Raw genomic sequence first — 17,301 nt, 5'->3', positions numbered from 1 at the left:
TGCTGTCCAGAACCAGTGTGCCCTTGCTCCCGCCGGTGCAGTCTGCCCGTCCCCGCCGCCGAGCGCCAGTGCCCGTACCCCCGGCGCCCGGGGCGCGGGGGGCACTCTCGCCAATGCGCCCCGCCTCCTCGCGCCCCCCGGCCCCAGGGGTGCCTTTGAGGGCCCCAAAGATGTGTTTATGCAGGTGAGAGGCGGTGCTGAGGGTGCTTATGATCGGTGTGTCGGCCGCGCGGGACGCCGTCGGCGCTCAGTGTAAGGAGCCCTGTCGTGAGCACTCCCCAACAGACCCTGACCGGCGCCACCCTCGACGTCGACCGCAGCGACCACGCCTACCGGGCCTGGCTGAAAGAGGCCGTGCGCCGGGTGCAGGCCGATGCCAACCGCTCCGCGGACACCCATCTGCTGCTCTTCCCGCTGCCGGAGGAGTGGGGCATCGACCTCTACCTGAAGGACGAGTCGACCCATCCCACGGGCAGCCTCAAGCACCGGCTGGCCCGCTCGCTGTTCCTGTACGGCCTGTGCAACGGCTGGATCCGGCCGGGGCGCCCCGTGATCGAGGCGTCCAGCGGCTCGACGGCCGTGTCCGAGGCCTACTTCGCCAAGTTGATCGGCGTGCCCTTCATCGCCGTCATGCCCCGCACGACGAGCGCCGAGAAGTGCCGCCTGATCGAGTTCCACGGCGGACGGTGCCACTTCGTGGACGACCCCCGCACGATGTACGAGGCGTCCGCCGCCCTGGCGGCGGAGACCGGGGGCCACTACATGGACCAGTTCACCTACGCGGAACGGGCCACGGACTGGCGGGGCAACAACAACATCGCCGAGTCGATCTTCCGTCAGCTGCGGAGCGAGCGATTCCCGCAGCCGGAGTGGATCGTGGCCACCGCCGGGACCGGCGGCACCTCGGCGACCCTCGCCCGCTACGTCCACTACATGCAGTACGACACCCGCGTCTGCGTCGCCGACCCGGAGAACTCCTGCTTCTTCACGGGCTGGACGACCGGCGACCCGGACGTCTCCTGCGACAGCGCCTCCCGCATCGAGGGCATCGGACGTCCACGGATGGAACCCAGCTTCGTGCCCGGCGCGATCGACCGGATGATGAAGGTGCCCGACGCGGCAGCCGTGGCCGCCGTACGGGCACTGGAGCAGGTCATCGGCCGCAAGGCGGGCGGCTCCACCGGCACCGGGCTGTGGAGCGCGCTGAAGATCGTGGCGGAGATGGTGGAGCAGGGCACCCGTGGCAGCGTGGTCACGCTGCTGTGCGACCCGGGCGACCGCTACCTGGACAAGTACTACTCCGACGCCTGGCTGGCCGGGCAGGGCCTGGACGTGACGCCGTACTCGGCCGCGATCGACTCCCTGCTGCGCACCGGCGTCTGGCCCGACGGCCTATCTCGCGAGCCGGCGGTCCAGTGAGGTCATGGCGTCACGGAAACCCACCGCGAGACCCGGGCGGGACGCCTTGAGCGCCAGCCGGAACGGCGCGCTCCCGTCGACCGCCATCGTCCAGCGCACCCGCGTGCCCGTGCCGGCGGGCCGCAGCCGCCACTCCTCGACCATGGCACGCGCGCCCGGCACGTTGGCCACGTCGACGCGGTAGGCGTACACCTCGGGCTCCTCGGCCACCAGGACCGTCTCGCGGAACCGGGCCGCGCCCAGCAGACGGAGCTCGCGGCCCGCGCCGCCCTCCAGCGGGCGGCACAGAGTCACCGCGCGGAACCACGCCGTCCAGCCGGTGACGTCGCGGGCCAGCGCGCCGAAGACCGCCTCCGGGGCGGCGGCGACCTCCCGTTCGAAGACCAGCCGCACGGGCGCCGTGCCGGCGAACCCGATCCCCTCGGGGCGCAGACGGTGGGCCATCGACTCAACTCCTCGGACACGTACCGGACGTGGGCGCGCGAAGGGGGTGCTGCCCCGGTCAGGTGTCGGCGGTCTCCGCCGTCTCCGGCTCCTCGGGCCCGCCCGCCACCACCAGCCGTCGCAGATGCTCGGACACCTCCGCGCGCGCCCCGGGAGGCAGTCCCGGGTCCGTGACGAGGGTGTCGACCTGCTCCAGCGAGGCGAACGAACTCAGGCCCACGGTGCCCCACTTGGTGTGGTCGGCGACCACGACCACCCGCCGGGCCGACTGCACGAGCCGCCGGTTGGTCTCGGCCTCCGCCAGGTTCGGTGTCGACAGTCCCGCCTCCACCGATATCCCGTGCACCCCGAGGAACAGCAGGTCGAAGTGGAGCGCCGCGATCGCCTGGTCGGCCACCGGACCCACCAGCGAGTCGGACGGGGTGCGCACCCCGCCCGTCAGGACGACCGTGGCCACCCCCGGCCGGCTGCCCGAGGTGCGCTGCGCGGCGTGGAAGACGTCCGCCACCCGCACCGAGTTGGTGACCACCGTGAGATCGGGGACGTCGGTCAGCCGGTGAGCCAGCGCGAACGTCGTCGTACCGCCCGACAGGGCGATCGCCGCGCCCGGGGGGACCAGCTCGGCCGCCGCGCGCGCGATGTCCTCCTTGGCGGTCAGCTCCAGGCCGGACTTGGCCTCGAAACCGGGCTCGTGCGTGCTGGCCTCGACCACCGGGACCGCACCGCCGTGCACCTTCTCCAGAACGCCCTGCCGGGCCAGCGCGTCGAGGTCGCGGCGGACCGTCATGTCCGACACGCCGAGCCTGCGGGTCAGCTCGTTGACCCGGACCCCGCCCCGTCGCCGGACCTCGTCGAGGATCAGGGTGCGCCGCTGCTCCGCGAGCAGGTTCTGATTCTCGCTCACGTACGCTCCGGTCCTTTCGCCGCACATCCGTCCGACACACACCCGCACGTGCGCGGCGTCGGGCGGCATCGACCCGGCCCCGGTGCGCGGACGTCCCATCCTCGCATGCCGTGCCACGGGCGGCGCCACCGGTGGCTCGTCGCGTACATGGCACTTCTGGACGCCCCGTGGTGCGTGCGTGTCACACGGATCGGGGAGATTACGTGACGAGGGATGTGCGCAGTCAGGACACGCGAGATCCTGTCGCGCACGGACGGAGCCGACGGGGCGTCACGGGGGAAGTGCGACACGGTGGAGAACACACAGCGGCACAGACCGGCCGAGGACGGCGAACGCCCCGACGACGGACCCCCCGGGTCCGGGGCCGCCCTGGAGTTGCTGGTCCACGGGGTGGGCGGCACCACCCCGGAGCAGATGCTCGACGACCCGCGCACGGTACGCGTCACCGGCGACGACGTCGCCGCCGTGTTCCGCCGCGCCGACGACGCCGAGGCGGAACGCGACCCCGCCGCCCGCCGCACGGGACCCGTCCCCGAGGCCTACGTCTGGTGCAACCTCACCTCCGGCAACGGCACCCGCGCCCTGTGGCTGCTGCTCCTGCCCTTCATGGTGGTCAACCTCGCCCACTGGATGCGGCCCGGCGCCCGCGGCCGGCCCCGCGTGGTCCGGCTGTACGGACTGCTGGTGCGGCTGGCCGGCCTCAGCCTCACCGTGCTGCTCGTCGCCGCGGCCTGCGAGGTCGCCCTCGACCTGACCGCCTGGCAGTGCGCGGGCACGCCCGCGTGCGCCGCCCGGCACTCCTGGCTCGGCTTCCTCACGCCCGGCCCCGACGGCGGCTGGTGGAGCGCGCCGGGCCGGCGGCTCGCCCTCGCCGCCCTGGTGCCCGCCGCCCTCACCGGCCTGCTGTGGTTCCTGTCCCTGCGCACCTGGAGCGCGTACGAGTCGCAGCAGCCGATGAGCGCGCACCCCGAGCCCGAGGAGGACACCGGTCCGACCGCGCTGAGCCGGCCCGGCTTCTGGTACGGCCGCCGCCTGGTCGCCCGGCTGCGCGCCGCGCACACCGCCGCCGCGCTGCTGACGGTCGCCGCCGCCGTCGGCTCCGCCGCCGCCCGGTACGACCGGGAGCCCGGAGGCCCGGCCGTCCTCGCCGTCCTCGGCGTCGTGCTGGAGGCGGCCCTGGCGGCCGGGGCGTGCGCGGTGGTGTGGGTGGTCTGCCGCCGCGGCCGCACCGAACGCCGGCTCGACGGAGAGGCGGACCGCCTGCTCGTACGGTGGCTGCCGCTCGCCGCCCTCGTCCTGCTCGCGCTCACCGCGCTGTACGCCGGCTGGGAGCGCTCCGGCTGGGAGTCGTCGGGGAGGCTGCCGGGCAACGTCACCTTCGGCGCCCTCACCCTGGCGCAGGGACTGGTGGTGATCGTCCTCGCCGGCGTCGCCCACGCCCTGCACCGCACCGACCCGGACCGGCGCGCCGCGCTGCGGGGCCTGGCCGGACCCGCGGTCGCCATGCTCGCCTGCGCGCTCGGCGGGGTGATGTCCGGCGGGGTCTCGCAGCGGGTGTCCGACTGGCTCGACGGCACCCGGGCCTCCCTGCCCGGACCGCCGGTCCTGCTCACCTGGCAGGCGTCCGTCATCCCCCCGCTGCTCGTCCTGCTCCTCGTCATGTGCGGCTGGCTCGCCCGGCGGGCCTGGCACCTCGCGCGGGCCGAACAGGCCGCCGTGGAACGGGAGTACCCCCAGGAGACCGGCGACCCCGGCCGCACCCGCCGTATCGCGTCGGTGCGCGCCATGGCCGCCCTCACCGACCGGGGACCACGCATCCTCGCCGTCACCTCCGCCGCCACGCTGCTGCTGGGCGCAGGCGCCCTCGTCGGCGGGCTGGCCACCGGGCGGACCCCGGGCGACGCGGCGCAGGGGACGCATCCTCTCGTGCACGGTGCGGCGCAGACCGCGCAGGCCCTCGGCTCCTGGCTGATCGGCCTCGGTTTCGTCCTGCTCGTCACCTGGGGCCGCCGCGCCTACAAGGACGCCTCCGCCCGGCGCACCATAGGGATCCTGTGGGACGTCGGCACCTTCTGGCCGCGCGCCGCGCACCCCTTCGCGCCGCCCTGCTACGCGGAGCGCGCGGTGCCCGACCTGACCTGGCGCATCGCCACCTGGACCCGGGCCACCGGCGGCCGGCTGGTGCTCTCCGGGCACTCCCAGGGCAGTGTGCTCGCCGCCGCCGCGGCCTGGCAGCTGCCGCAGTCCGCCCGCCGGCGCGTCGCCCTGCTCACCTACGGCTCCCCGCTGGAGCGGCTGTACGGGCGCTGGTTCCCCGCGCACTTCGGCCCGGACGCGCTGAGCTCCCTGCACCAGGAGGTCGTCTGCTGGCGCAACCTGTACCGGCGCACCGACCCCATCGGCGGCCCGGTGAGGCTGCCCGGGGACGGCGGACCCGACGTGGACCGCCCCCCGCTGCGGGACCCCCTCGCCTACGGCCGTACCGCGGACCATCCGCTGCCCGCGCCGATACTCGGCCACTCCGACTACCGGGCCGACCCGGCGTTCGGTGAGGAACGCCGGCTCCTGCTCGCCCGGCTGCGGCCCGAGGTACCGGCCCCCCGGCAGACCGGGAAACCCGGGCCCGCGGCCTAGGCGGCCGCGCTCAGGGGAGCACGGGCAGGTCCTCCGCGTACAGCAGCGTCAGATCGTCGGTGGTCGGCTCGTCGAGCTGGGCGACCCGGCTCGCGTGCCGCTCCACCATGGCCTCGAAGGTCTGGCGCGCGGTACGCCCGTTGCCGAACGCGGGGCCCTTGGGGATGTCGGTGAAGTACGCGAGCAGGGCATCGGCGGCACCGGGCGCCAGCCGGTACTCGTGCTCCTCGGCCTGCTGCTCCACGATCCGCAGCAGTTCCTCGGGGCCGTAGTCGCCGAACGTGATCGTCCGCGAGAAACGGGACGCCACCCCCGGGTTGACCGACAGGAAGCGCTCCATCTCGGCCGTGTAGCCGGCCACGATGACCACCACCGCGTCCCGCTGGTCCTCCATCAGTTTCACCAGCGTGTCGATGGCCTCCTTGCCGAAGTCGCGGCCGGCGTCCTGCGGCGAGAGCGCGTAGGCCTCGTCGATGAACAGCACCCCGCCGCGCGCCCTCTCGAACGCCTCCTGGGTGCGGATCGCCGTCGAGCCGATGTGCTCGCCGACCAGGTCGACCCGGGAGACCTCGACCAGGTGTCCCTGCTCCAGCACCCCGAGCGAGGCGAGGATCTCGCCGTACAGCCGCGCCACGGTGGTCTTGCCGGTGCCGGGGGATCCGGTGAACACCAGGTGCCGCTTGACGGAGGCCGCCTTGAGTCCCGCCTGCTGACGGCGCCGGCCCACCTCGATCATGTCGGTGAGGGCCCGCACCTCGCGCTTGACGCTCTCCAGCCCCACCAGGGCGTCGAGTTCACCGAGGACGTCCTTGGAGGTGCGCGCCGGGCGCTCCGGGGCGGGCGGTGCCCCGGTCGCGGCCTGGGCGGGGACCGTGCCCAGCAGTCCGGTGCCGTGGCCGGTCGTCTGCACCGCCGGCTCGGGCGCCGGGGGCTCGGTCCGCAGGCTGCCGGACTCGTCGCTCGTGCAGTCCTCGACGACCGGGCCGCCCGAACCGGACGTGCCGTCGGCGCCCTCGGCGAACTCGTACCCCCCGCGCGCGCAGCGCTCCGTACGGCACTTGCGCAGCGTGGTGCGGCTGCCGTCGATCACGTGGAACCCGTAGCCGCCGCTGCCCGTCACCTTGCAGTTCTCGAAGGTGCCCCGGCCGCCCGCGGAGACGTAGACACCCGCCTCGGCGGGGGAGTCGACCGTGCAGCGCTCGACGGTCGGGTCGGCGCCCTTGGTGACGATCACGCCGGTCTGGGTGCCGTCCACGGAACAGTTGCTGAGGGTGCCGCCGCTGCCGTGGTCACGGAACCAGGCGCCCGTCGCCGCGTCCCGGATGCGGCAGTCGTCGAGCTGGGCGGTGGCGCCGTCACTCACGGACACCGCCGTGTTGCGCACCTGCGAGAGGTCGCTGTCGACGACGTCCGCGCGCGAGCCGCGGTCGAGCACGAAGAGGGCGTCCGGCACGTCGTGCACCCGGCAGGAGTCCAGGACGGCGGTGGCGCCGTCGCTGACCCACACCGCCGGGTAGTCGCCGGTGCTGTCGAAGATCTCGCACTGGTTGGCGTCCACCCGCGTGCCCGGGTCCCACACCGACAGGCCGTTGCGGCCGAACTGCCGGACCGTGGTGCGGGTCAGCGTGAGCACCGAGCGGGACCGCAGGTCGACCGCGTTCTCCGGGATCTCGTGGATGCGGCAGTCGGCCAGCGTCAGCACGGCGTCCGTGTCGAGCGTGATGCCGTCGCCGGTGGTGCGGTGCACGTCGCAGTCGGTGAGGTGCGCGGTGGCGCGGCCGGTCACCTGGACGCCGCTGCCCCGCACCTCGTACACCTCGCACCCCACGGCCTCCAGCGCCGAGTTCTCCCCGGTCGCGGTGAGCCCGGAACCCGAGGCGTGGTGCACCCGGCAGCGCTCCAGGCGGGGGTGCCCGCCCCCGCGCACGGCGACGCCCGCCTGACCGGCGGCGACCACCTCGCACTCCTCGAACACCCCGCCCCCGCCGTCCAGTACGGCGATGCCGACACCCGCCGGGTTGTCGACCGTGCACCGGCGCACCGTGGGCCGGGCGGCGCCGCGCACCTCGATCCCGGCGGCGGACCGGCTGACCACACGGATGTCCCTGAGCTCCGCGGTGCCGTCCTCCACCAGCACGGCCGGGGCGGTGGCGTCCTGGCCTTCCACGTGCAGGTCCTGCACCACCGCGGAGGCGCGCACCGTGAGCGGCACACCGTCCGCCGGGGCGATGCGCACCGAGCCGGGCGACCCCTCGGGCCCGCGCAGGGTCACCGCCCGCTGCACGACGAGGTTCTCCCGGTAGGTGCCGGGAGCGACGGTGAGGACGTCACCCTCGGCCGCGGCCTCCAGGGCGGCGGCGAGCGATGGGTACTCACCCGTGCGGCGCCGCCACCTCGATGTGCCGGTGTGCGTCACCTGGACCGTGCCCTGTGCCATGGTGTTGCCGTGCCCCCACCTCGTCGTACCTGTGGCTCGTTCCCGCCCGAGTCGCTGCCGATCGGTTCGGCCGGACCACCGTAGCGTGCGCGGGGGCGGCGAGTTGACCAGAGCCGGAACGCCGTCAGCTGTCGGCGCCCGCCCTGCCCCAGTCCGGACCCACCCTGCCCCACTCCCGGTCCCAGCGGGCGTACCGGCGGTGCAGCATGCGGCGGACCGTCAGGCGGCGGGCGCCCTCGAACAGTCCGGCGGTCAGGAGTGCCACCCCTGCCCCGGCCAGCACCGCGTGCGCCGTCGCCGTGCCCGCGTCCAGGGGGCGGGCGACCCGGTCCCCGTGCCCGTCGGTCCATATCCGGAACCGGTCTCCCGGCTCGGGATCCGCGAGGCGCGCCTGGACCGGCTCGCGCCGGTCGGTGCCGTCCGGGGCGGTCCAGCGGGCCAGCACGTGTCTGCCCGCGTCGCCGCCCACCGGCTCCGGGTCGGCGGCCGGCGCCGGCCGCTCCAGCTCGCGCACCACGGTGGCCGTCACCAGGTGCCGGGACTGCTGCTGGGCACGGACGGACCGCTGCAGCGAACTGTGCGCCGCGCTCCCGGAGAAGACGCCGATCAGCGGCGCGGCCAGGGTGACGAGCAGCAGCGCGGTGAGCGCCAGCCAGGCCTCCGCGAGATCGGTGCCGCGGCGCAGCGGGTTGTGCCGCCAGCGCCACAGTCCGCTGATCGCACGCACCGTCCGCACCCCCTGCCCGGTCCTCTCACCGACCCCTCACGAGAGCCAACGCGCCGGGCCCGGCACCGGTTCCCGGCCCCGGCCGGGGCCGGGCTGCCGGCCCGTCAGGCCACGACCTCCAGCGGGTCGCCGACGCGGAGGGTGCCGGTGGCCAGCGGCACCAGGTTCTGGCCGAACAGGAGCCTGCCGTCGGCGGACCGGTGCCGGGCCAGGGTGTGCAGGGGCTCGCGTCCGCGCCCGGCGGTGTCCTGGTCGGTGGTGGTGACCACGCACCGGCCGCAGGGCTTGGCGACCCGGAAGGGGACGTCACCGATGGTGACGCGCGTCCAGTGGTCCTCCGCCCAGGGCTCGGTCCCCTCGATCACCACGTTCGGCCGGAAGCGGCTCATCGGCAGCGGGCCCTCGTCCGCGTGCTCGCCCCGCGCGATCAGGGAGTTGAGCCGGTCCAGGGAAGCGGTCGTGGTGAGCAGCAGCGGGTAGCCGTCGGCGAGGGAGACCGTCTCGCCCGGCAGCGCGTACGCCGGGTCCACCGGCCGGCGTACGGCCGGGTCGTCGAGGTGCACCAGGCGCACGCCGACGCCCAGGTGGTCGCTGCACCAGGCGTGCACCGCCGCGTCCTCGGCCGGGACGACCTCCACCTTGTCGCCGAAGAGGTTCGCCGGGACCGGCGCGCCGGACGCCGGGACGGGGACGGTGACGGGCTCCCGGCCGGGCGCGGACAGCACGACGCCGCCGCCGGGCAGGGGCTCGGCGGCGGCGAGGGCCAGGTGTGGGTGACGGCGCTGTGTGACGACCTTTCCCCCGTCGTCGATCAGCATCCAGCGCCGGTCACCGGCCGGACCCCAGCGCTCCACCTGGACCTCCCGGAGCGGCAGGCTCCGGAAGGCCTTGACCGGATGAATGTGAATCGAGCGCACAGAACCGTTCCGCATGGGGCCATCGTGCCATCAGGCGACGACGGCCCCGGTCGCTCAGTACCCCCGGTACTGCTGCTGAGGCTGCTGGTTGCCGTACGGGTCCTGGTACGGCGCGGGCGCCGGACGCGGGGCCGCGGGGCGCATCGCCTCGTACCCGGCGGGCTGCGGCTGGCGCGGCGGCTGCGGCTGGGGGCCGGGGTACCCGCGCGGCGCGGTGGCCTGCTGCGGGATGTACGCCGTGTGCGCCTGCTGGAGCGGGGCGGGCTGCGGCGCCTGGGGGTAGCCGTAGGACGGCTGGGACGGTGCCGCCGGGAGGGCCGGCAACGCCGAGGGAAGCGCGGGCAGATGACTGACCGGCGCCTCGTACGCGGCGGGGACCCGGATCGGGGCGATCTGCGGGGTGCCCCGCTCGGCCACGAGCGAGTCGTAGATCGGAGTGTCCGGGAAGGCAGCGGAGGAGTAGCCGCCGCCATACATGGAGCGGGGGGAGGTCATGGCACATAAGTTAAGCCCACGATGTGCTGGTTGGGGAGACCGATAAGAGGGTTGTTTTCCGCGCCCTGCGTGACTGGCGATCCCCAATCCGAGCGAACTTGGGGAAAACGGGCTTCTTGCCTCGTGATTTTCGTGTAAAGGCCGAGATCCTGGGGCGTTACCGGCGGTTGCGGGCGTGCTCCGTCCTTCTCGGGCGTGGGTGCCCCGGGCCCGGGGGAATAGGTTGGGCGGGCGAACACCGACGGATGCCGGGACCTGGCCCGGCGCGCGGCGACCTGTGATGGGGGCGGGACATGTCAATGCCGAAGGGATCGAACACACCGGTGCCGGCCACGGCACTGCGGGTGGACGTGGGCTGGCGCTCCGGCCCCGGAGTCCCGGACGCGGACGCCTCGGCACTGCTGCTGGCCGGCGGCAAGGTTCGCTCCGACGCCGACTTCGTCTTCTACAACCAGCCCGCCCACGCCTCCGGCGCCGTACGGCACGAGGGCAAGCGGCAGGCCGGGGGACAGGTCACCGACACCCTCCTCGTCGACCTCGCGCGCGTGGAGCCCGGCATCGAGACCGTCATCCTGGCCGCCTCCAGCGACGGCGGCTCCTTCGGACAGGTCCCCGGCCTGTACATCGAGGTGAAGGACGCCGCGAACGGCACACGGGCGGCCCGCTTCGACCCCTCCGGCGCCACGACCGAGACGGCCTTCGTGCTCGGCGAGTTCTACCGGCGCCAGGGCGCCTGGAAGTTCCGCGCCGTCGGCCAGGGCTACAGCAGCGGACTCGAGGGACTGGCCACCGACTACGGCATCACCGTGGACGAACCCCAGCACGCCGCCCCGCCGGCCACCGCGCACCGGCCCCCGGCGGCCCCGCCCGTCGCGCCCCCGGTCACCGTGCCGCAGCCCTCGCCCCCGCCGGCCGCACCCCCCGCGCCCGTCCGGCTGACGAAGGTGACGCTCACCAAGGCGGCGCCGTCCGTGTCGCTGACCAAGCAGGGCGGCACCTCGGGCGCCCTGCACGTCAACCTCAACTGGGAGGTGCGCAAGCAGTTCTCCGGCTGGGCCGGCAAGCTGGGCCGCCCGGTCGCCATGCACTCCGACCTCGACCTCGACCTGTGCGCCCTGTGGGAACTCACCGACGGCAGGAAGGGCGTCGTCCAAGCCCTCGGCAACGCCTTCGGCTCGCTGCACCAGCCGCCGTACGTCCACCTCGACGGCGACGACCGCACCGGTGCCATGGCGAGCGGCGAGAACCTCACCGTCAACCTCGACCAGAAGCACCTGTTCCGGCGCATCCTCGTCTTCGTCACCATCTACGAGGGCGCCCGCTCCTTCGCCGACCTGCACGCGACGGTCACCCTCCGACCGCAGCACGGCGCGCCCATCGACTTCTCCCTCGACGAGTGCACCGTCCCCTCCACGGTGTGCGCGCTCGCGCTCATCACCAACACCGGGGGCGACCTGATCGTCCAGCGCGAGGCCCGCTACCTGGTCCCGGAGCGCGGCGTCAGCCCGCAGCGCACCGTCGACCACGCCTACGGATGGGGCATGAACTGGACGCCCGGCCGCAAATGACGGGCCGTCAGCCCTCCTCCGCGGCGGTCTCCGGGCGGGCGTAGGTGCGGCCCTTCCAGGCGGCGCCCCGCCCGCGGCGGTGCTGCACCGCCGAGTCCACCGTCATCAGCAGATAGAGGAACGCGGTCACCGGCAGCAACGGCGCGAGCCACAGCGGCTGCCGGTAGTACCGCAGCATCGGTACGTACGTCCCCGCCATCACCAGCCACGCCGCCGCCCCCAGCAGCGCGCACGGCGCGTTCCCCGCCACCGCGCCCGCGGCCACCGCGACGGGCGGCACCAGGTACACCACCGCCAGACCGGCGACCGTACCCGCCAGCAGCGCCGGGTTGTGCCGCAGCTGGGCGTACGCGCTGCGCGACACCATGCGCCACAGGTCGGCCAGCCGCGGATAGGGACGCACGCTGTCCACCCCGTCCGCCAGCCCCAGCCAGACGCGTCCGCCGCTCCGCTTCACCGCGCGGGCCACCGCCACGTCGTCGATCACGGCGTGCCGCACCGCGTCCGGGATCCGCGCCCGCTCCGCGGCCTCGGCCCGCAGCAGCACACAGCCGCCGGCCGCCGCCGCCGTCCGGCTGCCCGGCCCGGCGATCCGGCGGAACGGATACAACTGCGCGAAGAAGTAGACGAAGGCCGGCACGACCAGCCGCTCCCACAGGCTCTCCACCCGCAGCCGCGCCATCTGCGACACGATGTCGAACCCGCCGGTCCGGGCGGCCGCCACCAGCCTGCGCAGACTGTCCGGGGCGTGGGCGATGTCCGCGTCCGTCAGCAGCAGATACTCCGGTCCCCGCGCCCGGGCCAGGGCCATCCCGTGCCGCACGGCCCACAGCTTGCCGGTCCAGCCGGCCGGCGGCTCACCGGGGGTACCGACGGTGAGCGGCAGACCTCCGAGCCGCTCCGCGAGCTCCCGCGCGAGCCGTGCGGTGCCGTCGGTGCTGCCGTCGTCGACCAGGAAGATCTCGGCCCGGCCCGGATAGTCCTGCGCGAGCAGCGACGGCAGGCTCGCGGGCAGCACCGCCGCCTCGTCCCGCGCCGGGACGACCACGCACACCTCCGGCCACACGTCGGGGTCGCGCGACGCCGGAAGCCGCACGTCCGTGCGCCAGAACCACCCCTGGAGAAGCAGCAGCCACAACCAGGCGGCGAGTGATACGGCGGCACTCCACACGATGGCGCTCACGTCCGCAGTCTGCCCCACGGCACGGTCCCGCAGCGGCTCATCGTCTATCGTGGCCGGGTGAAGATCGCGCTCATGGACTCCGGAATCGGACTGCTGGCGGCCACCGCAGCGGTACGGCGGCTGCGCCCCGACGCCGATCTGGTGCTCTCCCTCGACCCCGACGGCATGCCGTGGGGACCCAGGACCCCCGCGGACCTCACCCGGCGCGCCCTGTCCGTAGCCGAGGCCGCCGCCGTGCACCGGCCCGACGCGCTGATCGTCGGCTGCAACACCGCCACCGTGCACGCCCTCACCGCCCTGCGCGCCCGCCACGAGCCGGACCTGCCGGTCATCGGCACCGTCCCGGCCATCAAGCCGGCCGCGGCCGGCGGCGGACCGCTCGCCATCTGGGCGACGCCCGCCACCACCGGCAGCCCCTACCAGCGCGACCTGATCAAGAGGTTCGCCGACGGGGTGACCGTGACCGAGGTGCCCTGCTGGGGACTGGCCGAGGCCGTGGAGCGGGCGGACGACACGGCGGTCGACGCCGCCGTCGCCGCGGCCGCCGAGCTCACCCCCGACGACGTGACCACCGTCGTCCTCGGCTGCACCCACTACGAACTGGTCGCCGACCGCATCCGCGCCGCCGTGCAGCGCCCCGGGCGCCCGCCGCTCGCGCTGCACGGCTCCGCCGGCGCGGTGGCCGCCCAGGCCCTGCGGCGGCTCGGCGAGCACCCCGCCCCCGACGCGCCGGCCACCGGCTGCCTGACCGTGCTGCTCAGCGGGCGTCCGGGCAGCCTGCCCGCCCCCGCCCTCACCTACCCCGAGGGCGGACTGCTCCGGCCGGTCGTCCCCGCCCGGACGGCTCAGTGACGCTGTGCGACGCGGTAGCCGCGGAGCGGATTCTGAGTAACCTCAAAGCATGAGGGACCACCGCCCCGGCGAGCACAACCCCTACTCCGAGGTCTGGACCGGTCGCGCCACCGCCCGCTTCCAGTGGCTGCTGGCGCTGATCGGCGCCGCCTGCATGGCGCTCGGCATCGCGCTGGCCGTCGACTCCGCGTGGACGTCCGGGGTCGCGCCGCTCGCCATGGCCGTCGTCGGCTGCATCGCGGCCGGACTCCTGGTGCTGTTCGGCACCCTCGCCTTCGTGCACGTCGCGCTGCGGGTCGACCAGGACCACCTCGAGGTGCGCTGCGGCCACATCGGCGTGCCGCGCCGCCGCATCCCGCTGTCGCACGTCGCCGGGGCCGACTTCGCCCCGCACGTCACTCCCCGGCACTGGGGCGGCTGGGGGTACCGGTGGCGGCCCGAGAAGGGCACGGCGGTCGTCGTACGGCGCGGTGAGGGCGTGGTCCTGCGACTGGCCGACGGCCACACGTTCACGGTGACGGTGGACGACGCGGAGGCCGCCGTCACCGTCATCCGCGACCGGCTCCGCCTGGGACGCGCGGGCACGAAACTGTGAGGATGCGGGGGGATCGCGCTCCGGCAAGTGCGGAGGCCCCGTGCGCGCGGGTGGCGCGGACCTCCGGCCCGACGACCTCGTGGTCCTTCGCTCCTCACCCGGCCCGGTGACCGCCCCACCCGCCGACCGGCCGGGGCCCCGGGGAACGGTGTATCGGCCGACCGCGTCGTCGGCGGCCTAGGACCGTGGCTCACCGGTGCGGCGGGCCGGTTCGTCCGTGAAGGGGCGGGACGTGGCGAGGCCCGCCAGGAAGCCGCCGCCGGCCGTGACCGCCGTGAAGCTCAGGGCGTTGCCCACCGTGGCGACGAGCGCCAGCGCCGTCAGGGCCGTACCCGCCGTCAGCACCACCGGCGTCGAGCGCGGGCTGCGCCACAGCGCGTACAGCAGCCAGCCGAACGCCAGCGCCGCGAGCAGCACTCCGACGACGCCCTGCTCCGCCGCCAGCTGCAGCGGTGCGGAGTGCGGCTTGCCGTCGGACAACGGTGACCCGACCGACGTCGTGCTCAGCTCCCCGAAGCGACCCGGACCCACGCCCAGTCCCGCGTGCGTCCGTGCGAGGTCGAGCGCGTCCTGCCACAGCGCCACCCGGTGCGGGGTGAGCCGGCCCTCCAGCGACGCGGTGAACCCCTCCGGCACCGCGTCACCGGCGACGGCCCAGGTCAGCCCGACCGCGCCGGCCGCGGTCAGGCCCAGTACGGCGAGGACTGCGCCGCGGTGCCGTACGCGGCCGACGGCCAGGGAACACACCAGGAGCAGCGCGGCCGCCCCGCACCCCGCGGCCGAGCCCAGCACCGCCGAGGTCACCGCGACGCCCGCGGCGAGCAGCCACAGCGCGAACCGCGGCGCCGGTGCGGACGCCGCCCAGGCCGCGCAGCAGGCGGCGCCCGCCGCCAGGACCACCATGGCCGTCGTCGCCCCGGCGTGCCCGAGAGGAGTGGTGATCTGCGGACCCGGTGCCAGGTGGGGCACCCACGCCACGAGGGCGATCCCGGCCAGTGCGCCCGCGCAGGGGGCGGCCACCGGCAGCAGCGCCCCGCCGATGCGGCCCGCCGCGTACCCCGCCGCCACGGCCAGCACCGCGAGCAGCATGCCCTCGGGGCGGCCGTCCCGGGCCGCCGCGGTGATCAGCGGCCAGGCCGCGCACGCGCCCAGCACCACCACACCCGCCGCGTCCGGACCGGTCCGTCTGTCGCCGTCCGCGTCCGGACCGCCGGACGCCATGTCTGTGGAACCCACCCCGCACCCCGCCCCACCTCGTCGCCCCCGAGCTGACGGGCCTCGTCCGACGGCCCCGCGTCGGTCCCCACGGACAAGGCACCGGCACACGGTAACGGCTGGTGCCCCGTTTGGGGACGTGTGGTGACGACTCCGCGGAAACGTTGTCGCGCTCGTCCGCGGCACGGTGCCGTGCGGTGTTCCGCCCGCCCCGGGCCCGTATGACCGCGCTGTCCGGCCCCAGGTCACGCGCCGTAGACTCCCGGAGTGACCGTCACCGCAACCTCCGTCGGCGCGTCGGACCCGAAGCCGTCGCCGACCACGCCCTCGGCCGGGCGGAAGTGGCGCGCGCGCCTCGTCCCGGCCGGCGCCGCCGCGCTCGCGGGCCTCCTCCTCTACGTCAGCTTCCCGCCGCGCACCCTGTGGTGGCTGGCCCTGCCCGCCTTCGCCGTCCTCGGTCGGGTGCTGCGCGGCCGGAGCTGGAAGGCGGGACTGGGCCTCGGCTACCTCTTCGGGCTCGGCTTCCTGCTGCCGCTGCTGGTGTGGACCGGCGTGGAGGTCGGTCCCGGCCCGTGGATCGCGCTCGTGGTGATCGAGGCGGTGTTCGTCGCGCTGGTCGGCGCCGGTATCACCGTCGTGTCCCGGCTGCCCGGCTGGCCGGTGTGGGCGGCGGCGCTGTGGATCGCCGGCGAGGCGGCACGCGCGCGCGTGCCGTTCAGCGGCTTCCCCTGGGGCAAGATCGCGTTCGGGCAGGCGGACGGCGTGTTCCTGCCGCTCGCCGCGCTCGGCGGCACTCCGGTCCTCGGATTCGCCGTCGTACTGTGCGGCTTCGGTCTGTACGAGCTGGTGCGGCTCGCCCTGCGGGCGCGGCGCACCGGGACCCTGCACCGGGCCGCGGCGGTCGCCGGCGTGCTGAGCGTCGCCGTGCCGGTGGCCGGCGCGTTCGCGGCGCGAACGCTGGTGAGTGACGAGGCCGAGAGCGGCACGGTGACGGTCGCCGTCATCCAGGGCAACGTGCCCCGCCTCGGGCTCGACTTCAACTCCCAGCGCCGGGCCGTCCTCGATCACCACGCGCGCGAGACGGAGAGGCTGGCCGCCGAGGTCGCCGCCGGCCGCGCCGAGCGCCCCGACATCGTGCTGTGGCCGGAGAACTCCTCCGACATCGACCCCTTCGCCAACGCCGACGCCCGCGAGGTCATCGACCGCGCCGCCAAGGCCGTCGGCGCGCCCGTCTCGGTCGGCGCGGTGGTCTCCCGGGACGGCAGGCTGCTCAACGAGCAGGTCCTCTGGGACCCGGCGAAGGGCCCGGTCGACACCTACGACAAACGGCAGATCCAGCCCTTCGGCGAGTACCTGCCGCTGCGCTCCCTGGTGGGCGCGATCAACGAGACCTGGACCTCCATGGTCCGCCAGGACTTCAGCCGCGGCTCCGAGCCCGGGGTGTTCGAGATGAGCGGCGCCGGCGTCGGACTGGTCACCTGCTACGAGGCCGCCTTCGACTGGGCGGTGCGCGACACGGTCACCGCGGGCGCCCAGCTGATCTCCGTGCCGAGCAACAACGCCACGTTCGGGCGCAGCGAGATGACCTACCAGCAGCTCGCCATGTCCCGGGTCCGGGCCGTGGAGCACAGCCGCGCCGTCACCGTGCCGGTGACCAGCGGCGTCAGCGCGGTCATCATGCCGGACGGCACGATCACGCAGAAGACCGGCATGTTCGTCGCCGACTCCCTGGTGCAGGAGGTGCCGCTGCGCACCTCGCAGACCCCCGCGACCCGCCTCGGCACGCTCCCGGAGGCGGTCCTGGTCCTCGTCGCGGCGGGTGGCCTGGGCTGGGGAGTCGCCACGCGGCTGCGCGTCCGGCGGGCCGGCGGGCAGTAGCCCCGGACGCGCTCCGGCGCGCCCGGGAGGGTC

14 protein-coding genes are annotated in these 17,301 nt (G+C 74.9%); 6 read left to right on the top strand and 8 right to left on the bottom strand.

Going from position 1 to position 17,301, the window contains the following annotated elements; genetic code table 11:
- Window positions 1-267: 267 nt before the first annotated feature.
- Window positions 268-1,419 (top strand): PLP-dependent cysteine synthase family protein, encoded by a 1,152-nt coding sequence (locus F3L20_RS22360; protein ID WP_150155885.1) that lies wholly within the window; start codon window positions 268-270, stop codon window positions 1,417-1,419.
- Here F3L20_RS22360 and F3L20_RS22355 read toward each other — a convergent pair.
- Complete coding sequence (locus F3L20_RS22355) at window positions 1,393-1,863, bottom strand: SRPBCC family protein (protein WP_150155884.1); 471 nt, start codon at window positions 1,861-1,863, stop codon at window positions 1,393-1,395. The genes F3L20_RS22360 and F3L20_RS22355 overlap by 27 nt on opposite strands.
- Before the next feature lie 58 nt (window positions 1,864-1,921).
- Window positions 1,922-2,767 carry a DeoR/GlpR family DNA-binding transcription regulator gene (locus F3L20_RS22350; protein ID WP_150155883.1) on the bottom strand — a complete coding sequence of 282 codons (846 nt, stop codon included), beginning with the start codon at window positions 2,765-2,767 and terminating at the stop codon, window positions 1,922-1,924.
- Between the two features lie 414 nt (window positions 2,768-3,181).
- Here F3L20_RS22350 and F3L20_RS22345 point away from each other — a divergent pair, with 414 nt between their 5' ends.
- Window positions 3,182-5,401, top strand: a complete 2,220-nt coding sequence (locus F3L20_RS22345) for a hypothetical protein (protein ID WP_240810961.1) — start codon at window positions 3,182-3,184, stop codon at window positions 5,399-5,401.
- Window positions 5,402-5,411: 10 nt separating this feature from the next.
- On the opposite strand, the gene F3L20_RS22340 is transcribed toward F3L20_RS22345, so the two are convergent.
- From F3L20_RS22340 to F3L20_RS22325, 4 genes are all read right to left on the bottom strand, one after another.
- The gene (locus F3L20_RS22340) at window positions 5,412-7,838 is read right to left on the bottom strand and encodes a right-handed parallel beta-helix repeat-containing protein (RefSeq protein ID WP_150155882.1); all 2,427 of its coding nucleotides are present in this window, start codon (window positions 7,836-7,838) and stop codon (window positions 5,412-5,414) included.
- Window positions 7,839-7,962: 124 nt separating this feature from the next.
- Window positions 7,963-8,565, bottom strand: a complete 603-nt coding sequence (locus F3L20_RS22335; RefSeq protein WP_150155881.1) for an Rv1733c family protein — start codon at window positions 8,563-8,565, stop codon at window positions 7,963-7,965.
- Between the two features lie 104 nt (window positions 8,566-8,669).
- Entirely contained in the window at window positions 8,670-9,497 is an 828-nt protein-coding gene (locus F3L20_RS22330) for an MOSC domain-containing protein (RefSeq protein ID WP_150155880.1), read from the bottom strand.
- Between the two features lie 39 nt (window positions 9,498-9,536).
- Complete coding sequence (locus tag F3L20_RS22325; protein ID WP_145825921.1) at window positions 9,537-9,977, bottom strand: DUF6643 family protein; 441 nt, start codon at window positions 9,975-9,977, stop codon at window positions 9,537-9,539.
- A gap of 299 nt (window positions 9,978-10,276) precedes the next feature.
- On the opposite strand from F3L20_RS22325, the gene F3L20_RS22320 reads away from it, so the two are divergent.
- The gene (locus F3L20_RS22320; RefSeq protein ID WP_150155879.1) at window positions 10,277-11,545 is read left to right on the top strand and encodes a TerD family protein; all 1,269 of its coding nucleotides are present in this window, start codon (window positions 10,277-10,279) and stop codon (window positions 11,543-11,545) included.
- A 7-nt stretch (window positions 11,546-11,552) separates the two neighbouring features.
- Here the strand turns inward: F3L20_RS22320 and F3L20_RS22315 are convergent, their stop codons facing one another.
- On the bottom strand, window positions 11,553-12,746 hold the full coding sequence (locus F3L20_RS22315) for a glycosyltransferase (protein WP_150155878.1): 1,194 nt from the start codon (window positions 12,744-12,746) through the stop codon (window positions 11,553-11,555).
- Window positions 12,747-12,785: 39 nt separating this feature from the next.
- On the opposite strand from F3L20_RS22315, the gene F3L20_RS22310 reads away from it, so the two are divergent.
- Both F3L20_RS22310 and F3L20_RS22305 read left to right on the top strand, forming a co-directional pair.
- A complete protein-coding gene (locus tag F3L20_RS22310; protein WP_150155877.1) occupies window positions 12,786-13,580 on the top strand; it encodes a glutamate racemase in 795 nt (264 codons plus the stop codon).
- Window positions 13,581-13,629: 49 nt separating this feature from the next.
- On the top strand, window positions 13,630-14,175 hold the full coding sequence (locus tag F3L20_RS22305; protein ID WP_145825917.1) for a hypothetical protein: 546 nt from the start codon (window positions 13,630-13,632) through the stop codon (window positions 14,173-14,175).
- 177 nt (window positions 14,176-14,352) lie between these two features.
- On the opposite strand, the gene F3L20_RS22300 is transcribed toward F3L20_RS22305, so the two are convergent.
- Window positions 14,353-15,396, bottom strand: a complete 1,044-nt coding sequence (locus F3L20_RS22300; protein ID WP_206338937.1) for an O-antigen ligase family protein — start codon at window positions 15,394-15,396, stop codon at window positions 14,353-14,355.
- A 261-nt stretch (window positions 15,397-15,657) separates the two neighbouring features.
- On the opposite strand from F3L20_RS22300, the gene lnt reads away from it, so the two are divergent.
- Window positions 15,658-17,268 (top strand): apolipoprotein N-acyltransferase, encoded by a 1,611-nt coding sequence (lnt, locus tag F3L20_RS22295; RefSeq protein ID WP_150155876.1) that lies wholly within the window; start codon window positions 15,658-15,660, stop codon window positions 17,266-17,268.
- Window positions 17,269-17,301: the final 33 nt, after the last annotated feature.

The organism is Streptomyces tendae (assembly GCF_008632955.1).
GTDB lineage: Bacteria > Actinomycetota > Actinomycetes > Streptomycetales > Streptomycetaceae > Streptomyces.
This window is presented reverse-complemented; position numbering and strand designations above follow the sequence as displayed.